The organism is Tardiphaga sp. GW822-FHT04G09 (assembly GCF_058800725.1).
The window spans coordinates 261858-278354 of sequence record NZ_JBXAMO010000003.1 but is presented as its reverse complement, the minus strand read 5'-3'; the positions used below and the strand labels follow the sequence as shown (position 1 = coordinate 278354).

Here is a 16497-nt window from a genome sequence, read left to right as displayed (position 1 = left end):
GCGGTTAAACCTCGACCACGCGCTCGACATGCACGCGGCGGCAATCCATCTCATATTCGAGATCGACGACCGGCGGGCGGTTGAAGTGCCAGGTCAGGCCGTTGCGGAACACGCCGCGACGACCGAGTTCACTTTCCAGCAGCGGATAGACGTCCCGCACCGTGTAGAGCTGCACGGCTGTTGTCTGGCTCCAGTCGCCGGAGAACGCGCTCATGCGGCGCTCCATTTCATCGAGCACGAACTTGGCCTTTTCGAGCATCCCCGACGGGCTGATGTCGCCAAGGCGCACGGTGTTGTCACGGTAATCGCCCTTGCCCTCAGCGGCCTCACCGCTGCCGGCAATGACAAAGGACGCCGGCGCATTCGGGGCAACGGTCGTGAACGAGAAGGCGTGGAAGCCCGGCTCTGACGGCGGATCGATCTTCGGACACACATTGCTGCGCCCGACGGGATTCACGCGGTCCTTCATGATGCCCCAGTCTTCGAGGGTCCTGATATAGATCTCGTTGAAGTCGATGAAACCCTGCTCCGTGAACGGCGCCGGCGAGCGCAACTCGCAGGCTGCGAAGGCGGTCAGCGGCCGGCCGGCTGCCTTGATGATCTCGGCGATCCTGGCAAAGCCCTCCTTCAGCGGGACAACCCTGGAGAAGCGCACGCGCTCCAGCGCGAAGCCAGGCAGTGCGCCGACGCCGCAGGAATACTGGCTGACGCCGGGCATGTAACGGTAGCCGCTATTGGGGGCTTCGACGGTCTCGATCATGTTTGGCCTCTTTCGATGAAATCAAAGTCAGTCTTCAAGGACGCCGAGATAGGCGTCGCGAATGATGGGATCGGCCAGCAGCTCGGCGCCCTGCCCGGTGCGCACGATGCGGCCCATATCCATGATGTAGGCGTGATGGCAGAGATCGAGCGCCGTGGTGACGTCCTGCTCGACGAGGAGGATCGACATGCCTTCGCTGTTGAGCTGTCGCAACGCGGCGACCAGTTGCTCCACCAGCAGCGGCGACAGGCCGAGCGAGAGTTCGTCGATCATCAGCAGGCGCGGCGCGCTCATCAGCCCGCGGCCAATGGCGCACATCTGCTGCTCGCCGCCCGACAGCGTTGCCGCCGCCTGATTGCGGCGTTCGCGGAGCTTGGGGAAGGTCGTATAGACGCGGTCGAGATCGCGATTGAGCTCGGTCCGGCTGACGCTGCGCGAATAGGCGCCCATCAGGAGATTGTCCTCGATACTCATGGCGCCGAACAAACGGCGCCCTTCCGGCACATGGACGATGCCATGGGCCAGCATCTGTGCCGCCGTGGCCTTCGACAGATCGACGCCCTCGGAGACATATTTTCCGGAGGTCAGCGGGATCAGTCCGGACAGCGCACGCATCAGCGTGGTCTTGCCTGCGCCGTTGGAGCCGATCAGCGCGGTGATCTCGCCGGAGCGCACCGCCATGTCGATGCCCCACAGCACCTGGATTTCGCCATAGCCGGCGCAGACCTGATTGAGTTCGAGCATCGGATGATCAGCCACGGGCGGCGTTCCGTTGTGCATATTGCTGGCCCAGATAGGCATCGACCACGGCGGGATCCTTGATGATGTCGCGCGGCGCACCGTCCGCGATCAGCCGGCCGTTATGCAGCACCGCGATACGGGTGCAGACGTTCAGCACGACCTTCATCAGATGTTCGATCATCACGATGGTGATGCCATCGGCGGCGAGCTGATGGATCAGCTTGGTGGCACGCTCGACCTCGGCGCTGTTGAGGCCGGCATTGACCTCATCGAGGAACAGCAGCTTCGGCTTCATGGCCAAAGCCTTGGCCAGCTCCAGACGCTTGCGCATGGCCAGTGTCAGCGTCGCCGCAGACTGGTTCGCCTGTGCATCGAGGCCGACAAAATTGAGATGGGCGCGGGCGGTCTCGCGGGCCGATTTCAGGCTCTCGCCCGGCTGCGAGAACAGTGCCGCGGCAGCGACATTGTCGAGCGCCGAAAACTCGGCAAAAGGCTGCACGATCTGGAAAGTCCGCGACAGGCCAAGCCGCGCCGACTGATAGGTCTTGATCCGCGTGATGTCCTTGCCGTCGAACGTCACGACGCCTGAGCTCGCTGGCGTGACGCCGCAGATGGTGTTGACCAGCGTGGTCTTGCCGGCGCCGTTCGGACCGATCAGACCGACGACCTCACCCTTGTTGACCGACAGCGACACATCGCTGAGCGCCTTCAACCCGCTGAAGTGGCGCGAGACGTTGCTGAGATGCAGGATTTCGTGACCGGGCCTAGACATGCTTTGCCTTTCGTCCGGTCAATCCGCGCCAGATTTTGCCGGCATGCAGCGACACCAGCCCATGCGGCAGGAACAGCAGCAGAAGGATGATGAGAACGCCCAGCACGCCCGAATGGATCTGGATGTAGTTGCGCCAGACCACCTCTTCGAGGCCGAGATAGACGAAGGCGCCGCAGACCACGCCGAGCGGCGAGCCGAGCCCGCCCATCAGCGCCATCACGATCGGCTTCACCGAATAGAGGATGTCGAATACGTCGGACGGGTCGATGTAATGCACCCAGGCGGCATAGAGCCCGCCGGCGGCGCCGACGAAACAGGCGGACAAGCCGAAGGCGATGGCCTTGTAGAGCGTGGAATTGAGACCGACCATGTTCGAGGCTGTCTCGTTCTGCCGGATGCAGTTGAGACCAAAACCGAGCTTCGACATCGAAACCGCGATGACAACGAGCGCGGTGATCAGCAGCAGCCCCCACATGGCGTAGAAAAAGAAGGTCGCGTCCGACAGAACGCTCGAACCGGACACCAGCGGGATATTCAGGCCCATGCCGCCGCCCGTGAGATCCGTCGCGTTGTTGACGAGTTCGCGGAACACCTCGACCAGCGACAGGCTGGCAATCGCGAAATAATGGCCGCGCAGCCGCAGCAGCACCGCGCCGAGCGCAGCCGCAAGCAACAGGCACAGCACCAGCGCGCCCAGCAGCGACAGGGACAGCGGCACGCCCTTGTTCATGAGAATGCCGGTGGTGTAGGCGCCGAGACCGAAGAACGCTGCCGTCGCGAAGGACGGATAGCCGGCGAAGCCGCCGACGATGTTCCACGACAGCGCGAAGATCGCATACATGCAGGCCATGGTGCCGAGACGCAGCGCATAGGCATCGCCGAACAGCGGCAGCGCCGCAACGCAGGCAATGAGAGCGAGAAGCGCGAGATTGGTCCGGGTCATTCAAAACCCTTTCGGCCGAGCAAGCCCTGCGGCCTGACGACAAGGAAGATAATGAGCAGGACGAAAGACAGCGTCACCGCATGGGCCGGGCCGAGATAGACCGAGCCGACGCCTTCGACCAAAGCCAGCAAGATGCCGCCGGCCAGCGCGCCGGAGACGCTGCCGAGACCGCCGAGCACGCAGACCACGAAGGCCTTGCCCAGATAGGCCGACGAGGTCAGCGGCGAGATCGGGAAGATCAGCGCCATCAGCACACCGGCGCAACCGGCGAGCGCCGCACCAAGACCGAAGGCGGTGGCGTAGATCGATTTGACGTCGACACCCATCAGCACCGCGGCATCGCGATCGAGCCGGACGGCAACGATGGCGCGGCCGACTTTCGAGCGGCGCAGCAGCAGGTAGAGCAAGAACGTAAGAGCCAATGCCGAAGCTGTCGCAATCAGGCGATCGACGGGGACGACGACGTCGAAGATCGAGATCGAGCCCGTCGGCGGGTTCAGGATCAGCTTCCGGTAGTCGGCCTTGAAGTAATAGATCATCGCATTGTTCAGGATCAGATCGAGCCCGAAGGTCAGCGTCAGCGTCACCAGCACCGGTGCGGTGATGACGCGATTGAGCAGCAGCCGCTGCAGCAGATAGCCGAACACGAAAAAGGCCGGCGCGGCGATCAGCAACGCATACCAGGGCGACAGCCCGAGCGAATTATAGGCGCCCCATGCCAGATAGGCACCGAGCACGATGAACGAGCCGTGGATCAGGTTGATGACGTTGAGAACGCCCCAGACCAGCGAGAAGCCGATCGCGATACAGGCATAGAGACACCCAAGCACGAGCGCATTGATCAGGACCTGGATGGCCAGCATGTCGATTCCCCGCCGGTCGCTTTAGTATTTCAAACTCGGCGCTCAGTTCACGCCGAGCTTGAAGTCGCCCTGCTTGATCGCATCGGGGAACAGCACCACCGGCTTGCCGGCCTGGATCTGAAAGACCGGCGGTTCGAGCGAGTTGATCTGGCCGTTGGCGCCAAATTTCACCGGGCCCCAGAAGGTCACGACGTCCATCTTGGCGAGTTCGTCACGCACCTTGTCGCGGTCCAGTGAGCCGGCCTTTTCGATCGCCATCTGGAACAGAGCGCCGCATACCGCAGCCGAAGCGTGGGCATAATCAGGCTCTAGCTTGTACTTGTCCTTGAACAGCTTCACGAAATTGGCTGTCGTGCCGAAGATGTCCTTGCCGTTGTACTGTTCGGCCGGATGCCACCACGACGCGCTGGAGATGTTCTCGGCGCTCTGGCCGGCGGAATCGATGAATTCCTGATAGGCCGGACCGGCGATCATGGTCACGACACCCGCCTTCATTTGCTGATCGACCATCTGCTTGCGCAGCAGCAGCAAATCATTGGTGTAGCCGGTCAGAAAGATCCACTGCGGATTGAGCGACTTGATCTGCGACAGGGTCGCGGAGTGATCGAGGGTGTTGATGGCGTATTTCTCGAAATAGACGACCTCAAGACCGTTGGCCTTGGCGGACTTTTCCATTTCCTGCGCAATGGCCAGCGGGAACAGATCGTTTCGCGCGAGGATCGCGACCTTCTTGACGTCGGCAGCCTTGGCCTTGACCAGCTGCGTCAGCGGCGTGGTCAGCGTGTCGTTCGGCGTGAAGGTGCCGAACAGATATTTGTAGTTCTGGTCATAGACCTGCGATGACGACGCCGTCGCGGCCAGCATCGGCACCTTGTATTTCTCGGCGATCGTGCTGGCGGCCTTGGCGGCGCCCGACCCGAACGGGCCGAACATGAAGTTCACCTTGTCCTGGGTGATCATCTGTTCGGTGGTCTGCACCGAGCGCGGCGTGTTGGACTGATAGTCCGAATAGACGATCTCGACCTTGTATTTCTTGCCGCCGACATTGATGCCGCCGGCCTTGTTGGCCTGCTCCGCCCAGAGATCATAGCCCTGCTGCTGCTTCACGGCTTCCGGCGCCAGCGGCCCGGTGATCGGCAGCGGCGCGCCGAAACGGATGACGTCCTGCGCAGACGCTACTGAGGACGTCGCTCCCACGCCGGCCGCAGCCAGCAGAAGGGAGGCGGAAAAAGCCGAGACAGCAAGCCGGGGATGAAACATCCAAATTCTCCATCGATGACGGGACCGTGACCTGCCGAAACCTTTGCAAATTAGCATTTCGAATAAAAGCATTGAATTTCGATGTGAGAGGTCTGAAAATCAGAACGCTAGTCAGGTCCTGCCATCGCGCTGGGCAGCCAGCCGCGAGGGACCAACGATGATCGAATCCACCGCCATTCGCTATTTTCGCGTCGTTACCGAGTCCGGATCGATCAAACAGGCCGCTGCAGCGCTGCGCATCGCTCCCTCCGCCATCAGCCGGCAGGTGCAGGGGCTGGAGGAAGAGCTTGCGGTCAAACTGTTCGAGCGCGGCGCGCGCGGCATGAACCTGACCGATGCCGGCCACGTGCTGTATCGCTATGCAGTCGAGAACCGCAGCCAGCTCGACGGACTGCGCAGCCAGGTCGAGGAATTCGCATCGCTGCGCCGCGGGCAGGTGAAGATCGCCACCGTCGAAGGCATGCTGTCGAGCTTCCTGCCCGGTTTCTACATTGACCTCTCGCAGCAATATCCGGGCATCGCCCTGTCGGTCACCGCGGTCGGCGCGCGCGACGTGGTCGAGATGGTCGGACAGAACGACGTCGATCTCGGCCTGATCTTCGGCCGCGCCACGCGGCGCGACCTGATCGAGCTCGGTCGCATGCGGCAGCCGGTCTGCCTGATCGTTTCGCCGCGGCATCCGCTGGCCGGCCAGACCTCGCTGCGGATGAAGGATCTCGCCGGGCTACGGGTGATCCTGCCCGACACCTCCTTCGGTATCCGTCAGGAGCTCGACAAATCCTGCGCACAGGCGAGCATTCAATTGGAAATGTGCAGCGAGACCAATTCGCTCGCCTTCACGCAAACCATCACCGCACGCACAGATCTGGCGACATTCCTGCCCATGGTCTCCGCCATGGCATCGATCAATGCCGGAACGCTGGTGGCCGTGCCGCTGCGTGACAGCAGGCTGGAAGCGACACAGGTGACCCTGGTGCAACTCGCAGCACGAATGGCCTCGCCATCAACCCGGCTGGTGGCCCAGATGCTGGTGGCGCGCATGCAGGAGCACGCCGAGTGAGATGCCGCGCCTAAGCGTCGAGCTTCTTGGCCAACGCGCGGAAACGTTCGAGCTGATCCTGCTTCAGCGCGCGGGTCTCGTCGCGGCCGACAAAGACCTTGAACATCACGCCGCCGTCCACATTGAGAAAAGCAACGAAAGCTGACGACTTGCCCATGAAGGGCCGCTCGACGAAGGCAACGCCGCCGCAGCGTTCATGACGCAGATGTCCATGCAGCCCCTTCGGCTGTGTCAGATTATAGTAGCCATGGCCGATGGCGCCCGGCGACAGCGGCGCCGTCGTCTCGAAGATGCCGTCCTCGGTGTGAACGATCAGCGTGACTTCGCCCCACTCGGCGATATCCGTCATCGCGGTCACGAAGGCGTCGGCGGCGCCGCCGATGGTCACCATCCCCTCGGGCAATGCTTCGAGCACCGCGCGGGGCGTGACGTTGCGCTCACGCGCAACGGTCTCGATCACGGCGCCGGGATTCTCCGCCATATAAATTTTCAGCGCGGCGAGATCCGTATTCAGCATGGAATGGCTCCGTGATCGATCATTGTCGTCAATAAACGCAGTCGTCTGCGATCAGGCCGCAGCGCTCTTGCGGCGCTCGGACTGGATCACTTCGAAACCCTCGAACTTGGGGTGACCAAGATAGAGGCTGGCGCCTTCCGACTTGTTGTCCGCGCGGGCATGGGCCTTGCGGAACTGCTCCGACTTGGTCCAGCCCTCGAAGTCCGCCTTGCTGGCCCAGACCGTATGCGACGAATACAGCGTGTGATCCTCGGCCACCGGGCCTTTCAACAGGCTGAACTCGATGAAGCCCGGCAATTCCGAGAGATACGATTCCCGGTTCGCCCAGATGTTTTCGAAAGCGGCCTCGGAGCCGAGTTTCACCTGAAAGCGGTTCATGGCGATGAACATGGAGTATTCCTTCTCTTGTGTGCTCGTAGCCTATCATAAACGAAATCGCGCCCGGACATGAGCGCGATTCCTCTGGAGGTGTCAGGTCGCGGACGGTTATGCGCCGCCGAAATGGACCTTCAGACCACCCTTGTAGACGATGCCGGGGCCGGGGCTGGTCCACAGAACGTCGTTCTGGGTAGTGCCATCCGCACCCGCGCCAGGAATGGCGTAGGGGCGATAGTACTGGTTGAGGATGTTGTCGACGCCGAAGTTGAGGGTGATATCCGGCGTGGGCTGATAGGCCACGTAGAGATTGACCAGATCATAGGCGGTCGATGGCACATAGCCGACCGGGATGTCGGTAATGGCACCAACTGACGACCACTGAGCCGAGATGACCAGTTTGCGGTCCAGCAAGCGGACGCCACCGGTGGTCGTGACCTTGCGCGGCTGGATCGTCGCCAGACCAACATTGGTCTGGGTGTTCTTGCCGCGCTGAAGCGTAGCGCCGACACCCAGGAACCAATCGCCGGCATCATAGGATGTCTCCGCTTCGAAGCCCTCGATCTTTGCCGACGCGATGTTTTGGTACTGGTAGAACTGGCTGAACATGCCCGGAATCGGGAAACCCATAAACGTCAGTGGCGAAGCGACAGGGGTAGAAGCGACCAGATCGATATAGTCGTCAACATCGTTGCGGAAGAAGTTGAACTTGGCGCGGAAGCTATCGCCGGCTGTGAAGATGCCGTTGTACTTCAGATTGACGCCGACTTCCTTGTTCTTGCCGACTTCAGCACGCAGGTTCGGGTTCGGCCGGAAGCAGAACAGGCCTGAGGTGCCATCGGGACAGTTGAACAGCGTCGGACCGCCGCCGGTGGCATGGCCGCCCGCGATCAGCGTCTCCGTGATCGACGGCGCGCGATAGCCCTCGGCGTAGCTCACATAAGGCGTGAAACCAGCAACCGGCGTAACGCCGACAGTGATCTTCGGCGAAAGGCGATCGCCACTCGACGACGTCGTTCCGGCGACGCCTGTGCCCGACGAATTCAGCTCGTAGTGATCGTAACGCAGCGCACTGATGACTTCGAGCCAGGTCGAGTAGTTGTTCTTCAGCTGAATGAAGCCGCCGCCCACCGTCCGGTCGCCGCTCGGTGTGGTGATGTTGGAGTTGCCGCGGGAATCGAAGGTCGCGACCTTGTCGTTGAAGACATCGAAGCCGTAGGTGACGGCATTGCGCCACCCGCCGACATCGAAACGCGACGTGTTGTTGACGTCCACGCCGACCGTATCCAGCAGGTAACCGCGGCGATCACCGACGCAGCCGGAAATATTGTTGCCGGGGTTGGCGAGCGTACAGGTGCCTGAACCCGCGGTGATACGGTTGTTGTAGGTCTTGACCTGATCGTTGTCGGTGCGATTGCCATACAGCGTGGCGCTCCAGTCGAACAACATGTCATCCGGCCTGGAGTACTTCCAGGTCACCGTACCGGTATAGGTCTTGGCCGTGGAGCCATAGACCGACGAACCGGCGATGGCCGCAGCCGGCGCCGCCGTGGTGGTGCCCCCACGGTTCATCTGACCGATGCTGTACTGATAATCCTGGAAGATGCCGCCGAATTTGATCTCGTGGCCATCGGCAGGACGGACCGTCAGCTTCATCAGGCCCGCAGCGATGTCGTTGCCAGTGTTGCCGATCTCGGTGCCGTCACCATCCTTGTAGTTGCCCTGCGTCCGGTAGACCGCGCCGCCGAACACGTCGACCGACGGGTCGACGCGCACGCCACCGAACACGGAGCCGAGGCCGCGATTGTTGTTGGAGCCGTAGGAACCGCTCATGTCCACGCCCCAACGCTCGCCCGGACGCAGAACATCATTGATGTCCTTGGTGCGGAACGACGCCACGCCGCCGATGGCGCCCGACCCGTAGATGTTTGCGGTCGGTCCCCGGGTGATATCAATGCCACCGATCAGCTCGGGTTCGAGGAAGAATGAACCGTTCGCATTGTGACCCGAGCGCTGATAGTTCTGGCGTGCACCATCGACCACAACAGCGACACGGCCGAAGTCCTGCAGGCCGCGGATATTGATCGCCGTCGATGGATCATCGCCACGGTCCTGCATCCAGACACCGGGAACGTTGTAGAAGAGCTGGCTCAGGCGGTTTGGCTGCTGCAGCTGGATCTGTTCCTGCGTCATGACGCTGACCGGCGCTAACGCGTCGATGGCGCGCTGCTCGGTCTTCGTTGCGGTAACGGTGATCTCATCGAGGGACTGGCCGCTGCGGCCGGCCTGTGCATTGGCGTCAGCCACCGGCGCCGGCATGACTGCCGACTGTGCCGCGACACGCTTCTTCTTCGCTGGTTTAGGCTTTTGCGGCTGCACGTCGCCTGCCGACACGGCGGCGGCCTGTGCCAGGGCGGTCCCGGAGACGAGCGCTCCCATTGATACGATCGACGCGCCCAACAACAAGGCGCGCGTAGTCCTGCCCCCAAGAGCCATAGCCTAATCCCCAAGCACAATTTTTCAACGGATCGTGGCTGGCTGGCGCTGCGCGAGGCAGGGAGCTTGCTGGCTTTCGAATGCGACTCGGAGACCCCTGCCACCAAGTTGCCATTTTCGATTACGGTTCATTGACAGGGGGGTCAAGCAATCCCGCTCCTGTTTATACCGATTATAGACTGCAGTGCTTGGCGATGAGGTGCGACCAAACCTATAACGACGAGAGAGACTTTCACGGACGGGATATATCGGCGCTATGGATACTGGTTCTCACGACGGCAGCGCCGCCGCTCACACCAAGCCCTCGGCCGGACGTCATGTAGTCGTCAATGGCGACCGGATGGACAGCAAGGAGCTGTTCGCGGATCAGCGTGAGTTACTCATTACGCATGGCGACGAGACCTATCGCCTGCGCCTGACATTCCAGAACAAGCTGATCCTCACCAAATGACCGCTGCGATGACCATGCGTAATCGCCGCATCGCGCATGCGCTGCAATGTGTAGCGCTCGCGAGCATTCTCGCATTCTCCGCCGCGGCGGCAGCCGAAGACGTCATGGTGCGCGACGCCCGCGGCCGCGACGTCACCATCGGCCACCCGACCCGCATCGTCTCGATCGGAGGCGCGGTCACCGAAATCCTCTATGCGCTCGGCGCCGACGACCGCATCGTCGCCGTTGATACGACCAGCCTGTATCCGCCGAAGGCGATGGCCGACAAACCCAATGTCGGTTACATGCGCCAGCTCTCAGCCGAAGGCGTACTCGGACTCAATCCGCAACTGGTACTGGCTATTGCGGGCTCCGGCCCGAAGGAAACCATCGACGTCATCGACGCCGCCAGGATTCCGCTCATCGTCGCACCGGACACGTTCACCGAGGCCGGCATGATCGAGAAGATCCGGCTGATCGCCAGGGTCGCGGGTGTCGAGCCGCGCGGCGAATGTCTCGCCAATGCCGTGGCCGGCGACCTCACCGCGCTGCGCGAGTTGCGCGCGAAAATCAAAACACCTGTTCGCGTGATGTTCGTGATGTCATTTCTCGACGGCCGCGCCATGGTCGCAGGCCAGAAGACGGCAGCCAACGAAATCATCAAGCTGGCCGGCGGCGTGAATGTCGCGGACAGTTTCGATGGCTACAAGATCATGACCGATGAAGCGATCGCCGCAGCCAAACCGGATGTGGTGCTGTCGATGGAGCGCGGCAAGGACACGCTGCAGGCCGACACCGTGTTTGCCAACCCGGCCTTCGCCCTGACGCCGGCCGCAAAGACCAGAAACCTGGTCACCATGGACGGCCTCTATCTGCTCGGCTTCGGCCCACGCACGGCCGCCGCCGCGCGCGACCTTGCCGTGAAACTCGATCCGGCGCTGACCGCCGACGCGGCCTCGTTCAAGCCCGCCTCGCTCGCCGTCGACTGTCGTCAATAAGATGACTGCTGCGGACGCCAAGCTGACTGCGTTTGTCAGAACGAGGGGCCGGGTGCGCCGCCCCAAGACGATCGTTGTCCTGTGCGGCCTGCTCGCAGCACTGCTGTTGACGGTGATGCTTGCCGCCACCGTGGGTGCCGCCGGCATTCCCCTCGCCCGCCTGCCCGCGGCGCTTGGCCTGACGGCTGCCGATCCCGGCAATCCATTTGCCGCACGCGACCAACTGATCCTGTGGTCGATCCGGATTCCCCGCATCGCCATCGCCGCGATGATCGGCGGCATGCTGGGTGCGGCGGGCGCGATCATGCAGGGCCTGTTTCGCAATCCGCTGGCTGACCCTGCTTTGGTCGGTGTCTCCAGCGGCGGCGCATTTGCCGCAGCCGGCGCCATCGTCATCAGCGACAGCCGCTTTGCGCACAATGTCAGTTTTCTGCAGCCATTCCTGCTGCCGCTCGCGGCCTTCGTCGGCTCGCTGCTGACGACCATCATCCTCTACCGGATCTCCAGCCGCAGCGGGCGCACGTCCATCGCGCTGTTCCTGCTCGCCGGCATTGCCATCGCCGCCATCGCCAATGCGGGCATCGGTCTGCTGGTCTTCATCGCCGACGACCACCAGCTGCGCGATATCACCTTCTGGCTGCTCGGCTCGCTCAGCGGCGCCACCTGGAGCAAGGCGGCAACGATTACGCCGATGCTGGCTCTCGGCCTGATCGGCATGCTGTTCACCAGCCGCGGCCTCGACGTGCTGATCCTCGGCGAATCCGAAGCCTTTCATTCCGGCGTCGATGTCGAGCGTCTCAAGCGTATCTGCATCGTGCTGGTGTCGGCCATGACCGGCGCGGCGGTGTCGGTCTGCGGCGTGATCGGCTTCGTCGGCATTGTGGTGCCGCATCTGCTGCGGCTGGTGATCGGTCCGGGCCATCGGCTCCTGCTGCCGGCCTCCGTCGGCCTCGGCGCCAGCCTGCTGGTCGGCGCCGATACGCTGGCGCGCACCATCGTGGCGCCGGCCGAGATGCCCATCGGCATCCTCACCGCCGCCGTCGGCGCGCCGATCTTCCTGCTCATCCTGCTGCGCCAGCGCGGGCTGGTGGGGCTGTGACGCCAATGGCCGACGCTCCCATCCTTACAGCATCCGGCCTGTCGCTCACCATCGGCCAGGCCACGCTGCTCGATCACGTCGATCTCACCATCACCAGCGGCGAGATGGTCGCCATTGTCGGCCCCAACGGCGCCGGCAAGTCGACGCTGCTGCGCCTGCTGTCCGCCGATCTGCGCGCATCGCGCGGCAGCATCACGCTGAAAGGCCGCAATCTCCACGCCTGGTCGCCCGAAGAACTCGCGATGCGGCGCGCAATGCTGTCTCAGCATGTCAGCGTGAGTTTTCCGTTCACCGTGCAAGAAGTCGTGCGCATGGGGCGCGGAATCCTGCCGCTGGCTGCCGCGCAATCGCTGGTCGATGCCGCCATCGATGAAGTGGGCCTCGGCGACTTCCGTCATCGCGAATTGCCGACGCTCTCCGGCGGCGAACAGCAGCGCGCGCATTTCGCCCGCATCCTCGTGCAACTCGCCTGCGGCGAGGCTGCCCATGGCCCCGGCATCTTGCTGCTCGACGAGCCGACATCGTCTCTGGATCTGCGGCACCAGATCGAGCTGGTGGAAATCTCCCGGCAGCGCGCGCGCAACGGCACGGCCGTCATCGCGGTGCTGCACGATCTCAACCTCGCAGTTCGTTTTGCGGATCGCATCGTCGTCATGCGCAACGGCGCCGTTGCTGCAGAAGGAACACCATCGGAGACGATCACCAGCGATGTGATCCGCCGCGTGTTCGATATCGATGTCGTCGTCGCCCGGACCGACGATGGCGCGCCCTATCTGCTGCCGCAGATGATGCAACAGATAGCGCCATCACTTCCGTAGCGGGTTAGCTGCATTTCTGCCAAGAACATCATTCTGCGCAGGCCTGCATATGCGTGAGTAACATTGTTGCTCACGGGAACTCACTTTTATCTGAACCCCTGATGAACTCACGCATTGCCCTCCTGTCGCAACAAACCACGGAGATTCCCCATGGGGTATGCACACAGATCGACAGCATTGGTGGTCGAGAACGACGAAGCACAACGCACACTGGTCAGCCTGCTGCTCGAAGAGAGCGAGATGAACGTCATCGAATGCGAAAGCGCGGAGGCGGCCGTGCTGGTGCTGGAGGAATCCGGCGACAATGTTGCGATGGTCTTCACCGATGTGGAACTCGCGGGCATGATGGACGGCATCGAGCTCGCTTATCTTGCCAAGCAACGATACCCTGATATGCACGTGATCGTGACCTCGGGTGCGCCTCGCGTGCGCCGCCTGCCCGACGGCACGCTGTTCATGGCCAAGCCGTGGAGCCCGATCGACCTGCTTCGCGCGGCACAACAATCCTTCCATTAGTGTAGAAGGCAAAGCACACGCGGCTTGCCCCTCGCGAACCGCGTGGGACAGCCTTGCATTGCTGCAGCGCAAAGTTGATAATTCGGCGATCACGCCCCGCCTCAGCAAGGGTCACATGCCGTTCGACCTCCTCATTCGCAACGCCACGCTTCCCGATGGCCGGACTGGCCAGGATATTGCCGTTGAATCAGGCCGTATCGTCGCGGTGCAGTCCAATCTGTCGGGAGACGCCGGACGGGTGATCGATGCCGCCGGGCATCTGGTCTCGCCACCATTCGTCGATGTCCACTTCCACATGGATGCGACGCTGTCGCTCGGCCTGCCCCGCCTGAATGTCTCCGGCACCCTGCTCGAAGGCATCGCCCTGTGGGGCGAGTTGAAGCCGCACCTCACTTATGAGGCCCTGGTCGAACGCGCGCTGCGCTATTGCGACCTCGCAGTGGCACAGGGGCTCTTGGCCGTGCGCACCCATGTGGATATCTGCGACGACCGGCTGCTCGCGGTGGATGCGCTGCTCGACGTCAAGAAGCAGGTCGCCCCCTATCTCGATCTCGAACTGGTGGCCTTTCCACAGGACGGCTATTTCCGCTCGCCGACGGCTGCAGAGAATCTCAAACGCGCGCTCGACAAGGGTGTCAGCATCGTCGGCGGCATTCCGCATTTCGAGCGCACCATGGCGGACGGCGCCGCATCGGTGACGGCGCTCTGCGAGATCGCCACCGCACGCGGATTGCGCGTCGACATGCATTGCGACGAAAGCGACGATCCGCTGTCGCGCCATATCGAGACACTGGCCTATGAGACGGAGCGGCTGGGATTGCAGGGCCGTGTTGCCGGCTCACATCTGACCTCGATGCATTCGATGGACAATTACTATGTCTCGAAGCTGCTGCCGCTGATCGCCGAGGCCGGTGTTGCCGCGATCGCCAATCCGCTGATCAACATTGTGTTGCAAGGGCGTCACGACAGCTATCCGAAGCGCCGCGGCCAGACCCGCGTGCCGGAAATGCGGCCTTACGGGATCAATGTGGCTTTCGGACAGGATTGCTGCATGGACCCGTGGTATTCGCTGGGCTCCGCAGACATGCTGGAGGTCGCACATATGGGGCTGCATGTCGGACAGATGACCAGCCGCGACGCCATGCGTTTCTGCTTCGACACCGTTACGACCAACCCAGCAAAGATCATGGGCCTCGAAGGTTACGGCCTCGATGTGGGCTGTAACGGCGACCTCGTCCTCCTGCAGGCGCGTGATCCCATCGAGGCGATCCGGCTGAAGGCGACGCGGCTCGCGGTCGTGCGCCGCGGCAAGGTCATCGCCGAGACGCCGGCACGGATCGGCCGGCTCGCACTCGATGGCCGCCCGGCATTGGTCGATCCGGCCGCCTACGCGCCACCGACCTGATATCGTCGGCCTCCTTCCCTCACATCGCCCGGCAGCATGACATTCTCTCCCCCCAAATCCCTGCGCGTTGCCGTCGTCGGCGGCGGCGTGGCCGGTGCGTTCGCCGGCATCATTCTGGCCAGGCTGCCGCAGATCGGGCCAATCACCGTGCTGGATCGCGATGGCGCCTTCGGGCGCGGGCTCGCCTATTCCGCCAAAGCGAAGTGGCACCGCATCAACGTTCCCGCTTACAAGATGGGCGGGCTCGGCGCCGACGATGACGGCTTTGTCGAATGGCTGACGGAAACCGGTCAGGCGAACTGGCCGGACTACTCGTCGTCTTTCGTCCCCCGCCGAGTCTATGGTGACTACATCTCGACGAAGTTCAACGAACTGACCGGCACCGGGCGTGTGACGCCGAGGCAGGATGTGGCAGTCGCCGTTACGCGCCAAGGCGATGGCTATCGCGTTGCGACCGCATCTGGCGCAACCATCGACGCCGATCTGGTGTTCCTCTGTCTCGGCAATCAACCGCCGTCGCCGTTTCCCGGCATCGACGCGTCGCCGCGCTCGATTACCAATGTCTGGGCGCCTGGCGCACTCGATCCGATCGGCGCCGACGATCGCGTACTGGTCATCGGCACCGGCGCCACCGCGGTCGATGTGGTGATCGATCTCATCCATCGCGGCATGCGCGCGCCCATCACGATGGTCTCGCGGCGCGGACTGCTGCCGCTGATCGATGTGCCAGCAGAAATCGATCCCGATCCGATGAACTCATTCCCGGTACCCACCGCACGGGGCCTTCTGGCCGCTCTTCTCAAGGACACTCGTCGCAAGGTGGCGGCGGGGATTCCATGGCAGACGATGGTCGATACGTTTCGACTGTCCATCGGTGAACTCTACAGGAACGCCACTGAGGTCGAGCGTGCCCGCTTCGCGCGGCATCTGCGCGCGATCTGGATGGTGCATCGGCATCGGCTGGCGCCAGATGTCGCCGAGCTGCTGCAGCAGCTGCAGCGGGACAAGCAACTCGACGTGATCGCAGGACGCATCGCCAGCGCCGTCGCGACGACATCAGGCCATGACGTCAGCATCCGCAAGCGCGGACATGGCGAGACGATCAACCTCGCCACCAACTGGATCCTGAACTGCACCGGCCCCGAAGAGCGCTATGATCGCCTGGGCGATCCGCTCATCAAGTCGCTGCTCACAACCGGGCAAGTGCGGACCGGCTTCAACGGCCTCGGCCTCGATGTCGCCCCGACCTGCGAACTGCGCGACAGCGCCGGTCATGTTCAACCCGGCTTCTATGCCATCGGCCCGGCGACTCGCGGCGCGTTCTGGGAAGTGACGGCAGCATCCAATATTCGGCGGCAGTTGCTGGCGATTGGAGATACGCTGGAGAATTCGCCGTCAACCGCGTCGTAGGATGGGTAGAGCGCAGCGAAACCCATCACTCACG

The 16497-nt window shown here is 62.8% G+C and carries 17 protein-coding genes; 8 read left to right on the top strand and 9 right to left on the bottom strand.

The window, feature by feature from the left end; genetic code table 11:
• Nucleotides 1-4: 4 nt before the first annotated feature.
• Genes cnbZ through AC1RLZ_RS08025 form a run of 6 tightly spaced genes read right to left on the bottom strand, consistent with a single transcriptional unit; the run spans nt 5 to nt 5339 of the window.
• Nucleotides 5-760: a 2-amino-5-chloromuconate deaminase CnbZ gene (cnbZ, locus tag AC1RLZ_RS08050; protein WP_493188218.1), complete on the bottom strand. Its 756-nt coding sequence runs from the start codon at nt 758-760 to the stop codon at nt 5-7.
• A 27-nt stretch (nt 761-787) separates the two neighbouring features.
• A complete protein-coding gene (locus tag AC1RLZ_RS08045) occupies nt 788-1504 on the bottom strand; it encodes an ABC transporter ATP-binding protein (RefSeq protein WP_172980405.1) in 717 nt (238 codons plus the stop codon).
• Between the two features lie 7 nt (nt 1505-1511).
• A complete protein-coding gene (locus AC1RLZ_RS08040) occupies nt 1512-2273 on the bottom strand; it encodes an ABC transporter ATP-binding protein (protein ID WP_493188217.1) in 762 nt (253 codons plus the stop codon).
• Nucleotides 2266-3216 (bottom strand): branched-chain amino acid ABC transporter permease, encoded by a 951-nt coding sequence (locus tag AC1RLZ_RS08035; protein WP_493188216.1) that lies wholly within the window; start codon nt 3214-3216, stop codon nt 2266-2268. The genes AC1RLZ_RS08040 and AC1RLZ_RS08035 overlap by 8 nt, the downstream gene beginning before the upstream one ends.
• Nucleotides 3213-4079 (bottom strand): branched-chain amino acid ABC transporter permease, encoded by an 867-nt coding sequence (locus tag AC1RLZ_RS08030; protein ID WP_493188215.1) that lies wholly within the window; start codon nt 4077-4079, stop codon nt 3213-3215. Before AC1RLZ_RS08030 ends, AC1RLZ_RS08035 begins: the two co-directional genes overlap by 4 nt.
• Nucleotides 4080-4121: 42 nt before the next feature.
• Nucleotides 4122-5339, bottom strand: a complete 1218-nt coding sequence (locus tag AC1RLZ_RS08025) for an amino acid ABC transporter substrate-binding protein (RefSeq protein ID WP_493188214.1) — start codon at nt 5337-5339, stop codon at nt 4122-4124.
• Between the two features lie 157 nt (nt 5340-5496).
• On the opposite strand from AC1RLZ_RS08025, the gene AC1RLZ_RS08020 reads away from it, so the two are divergent.
• Nucleotides 5497-6399, top strand: coding sequence for a LysR family transcriptional regulator (locus AC1RLZ_RS08020; protein ID WP_493188213.1), 903 nt, complete (start codon nt 5497-5499; stop codon nt 6397-6399).
• Nucleotides 6400-6409: 10 nt separating this feature from the next.
• On the opposite strand, the gene hutX is transcribed toward AC1RLZ_RS08020, so the two are convergent.
• The 3 genes from hutX to AC1RLZ_RS08005 form a co-directional block, all read right to left on the bottom strand.
• On the bottom strand, nt 6410-6916 hold the full coding sequence (gene hutX, locus AC1RLZ_RS08015; RefSeq protein ID WP_493188212.1) for a heme utilization cystosolic carrier protein HutX: 507 nt from the start codon (nt 6914-6916) through the stop codon (nt 6410-6412).
• A 51-nt stretch (nt 6917-6967) separates the two neighbouring features.
• Nucleotides 6968-7306, bottom strand: a complete 339-nt coding sequence (gene hmuQ, locus AC1RLZ_RS08010; protein WP_493188211.1) for a heme-degrading protein HmuQ — start codon at nt 7304-7306, stop codon at nt 6968-6970.
• Nucleotides 7307-7402: 96 nt separating this feature from the next.
• A complete protein-coding gene (locus AC1RLZ_RS08005) occupies nt 7403-9730 on the bottom strand; it encodes a TonB-dependent hemoglobin/transferrin/lactoferrin family receptor (protein WP_493188210.1) in 2328 nt (775 codons plus the stop codon).
• A 313-nt stretch (nt 9731-10043) separates the two neighbouring features.
• On the opposite strand from AC1RLZ_RS08005, the gene hemP reads away from it, so the two are divergent.
• The 7 genes from hemP to AC1RLZ_RS07970 all read left to right on the top strand — a co-directional run bounded on the left by hemP (nt 10044) and on the right by AC1RLZ_RS07970 (nt 16463).
• Nucleotides 10044-10238: a hemin uptake protein HemP gene (gene hemP, locus AC1RLZ_RS08000; RefSeq protein ID WP_493188209.1), complete on the top strand. Its 195-nt coding sequence runs from the start codon at nt 10044-10046 to the stop codon at nt 10236-10238.
• Between the two features lie 8 nt (nt 10239-10246).
• Entirely contained in the window at nt 10247-11215 is a 969-nt protein-coding gene (locus AC1RLZ_RS07995) for a heme/hemin ABC transporter substrate-binding protein (protein WP_493188208.1), read from the top strand.
• Nucleotide 11216: 1 nt separating this feature from the next.
• Nucleotides 11217-12314: a FecCD family ABC transporter permease gene (locus tag AC1RLZ_RS07990; RefSeq protein ID WP_493188207.1), complete on the top strand. Its 1098-nt coding sequence runs from the start codon at nt 11217-11219 to the stop codon at nt 12312-12314.
• 5 nt (nt 12315-12319) lie between these two features.
• Entirely contained in the window at nt 12320-13132 is an 813-nt protein-coding gene (locus AC1RLZ_RS07985; protein WP_493188206.1) for a heme ABC transporter ATP-binding protein, read from the top strand.
• 180 nt (nt 13133-13312) lie between these two features.
• A complete protein-coding gene (locus AC1RLZ_RS07980) occupies nt 13313-13648 on the top strand; it encodes a response regulator (RefSeq protein WP_493188205.1) in 336 nt (111 codons plus the stop codon).
• A gap of 115 nt (nt 13649-13763) precedes the next feature.
• Complete coding sequence (locus AC1RLZ_RS07975; protein ID WP_493188204.1) at nt 13764-15053, top strand: amidohydrolase family protein; 1290 nt, start codon at nt 13764-13766, stop codon at nt 15051-15053.
• Between the two features lie 36 nt (nt 15054-15089).
• Nucleotides 15090-16463 carry an FAD/NAD(P)-binding protein gene (locus AC1RLZ_RS07970; protein WP_493188203.1) on the top strand — a complete coding sequence of 458 codons (1374 nt, stop codon included), beginning with the start codon at nt 15090-15092 and terminating at the stop codon, nt 16461-16463.
• The last annotated feature ends 34 nt before the right edge of the window (nt 16464-16497 follow it).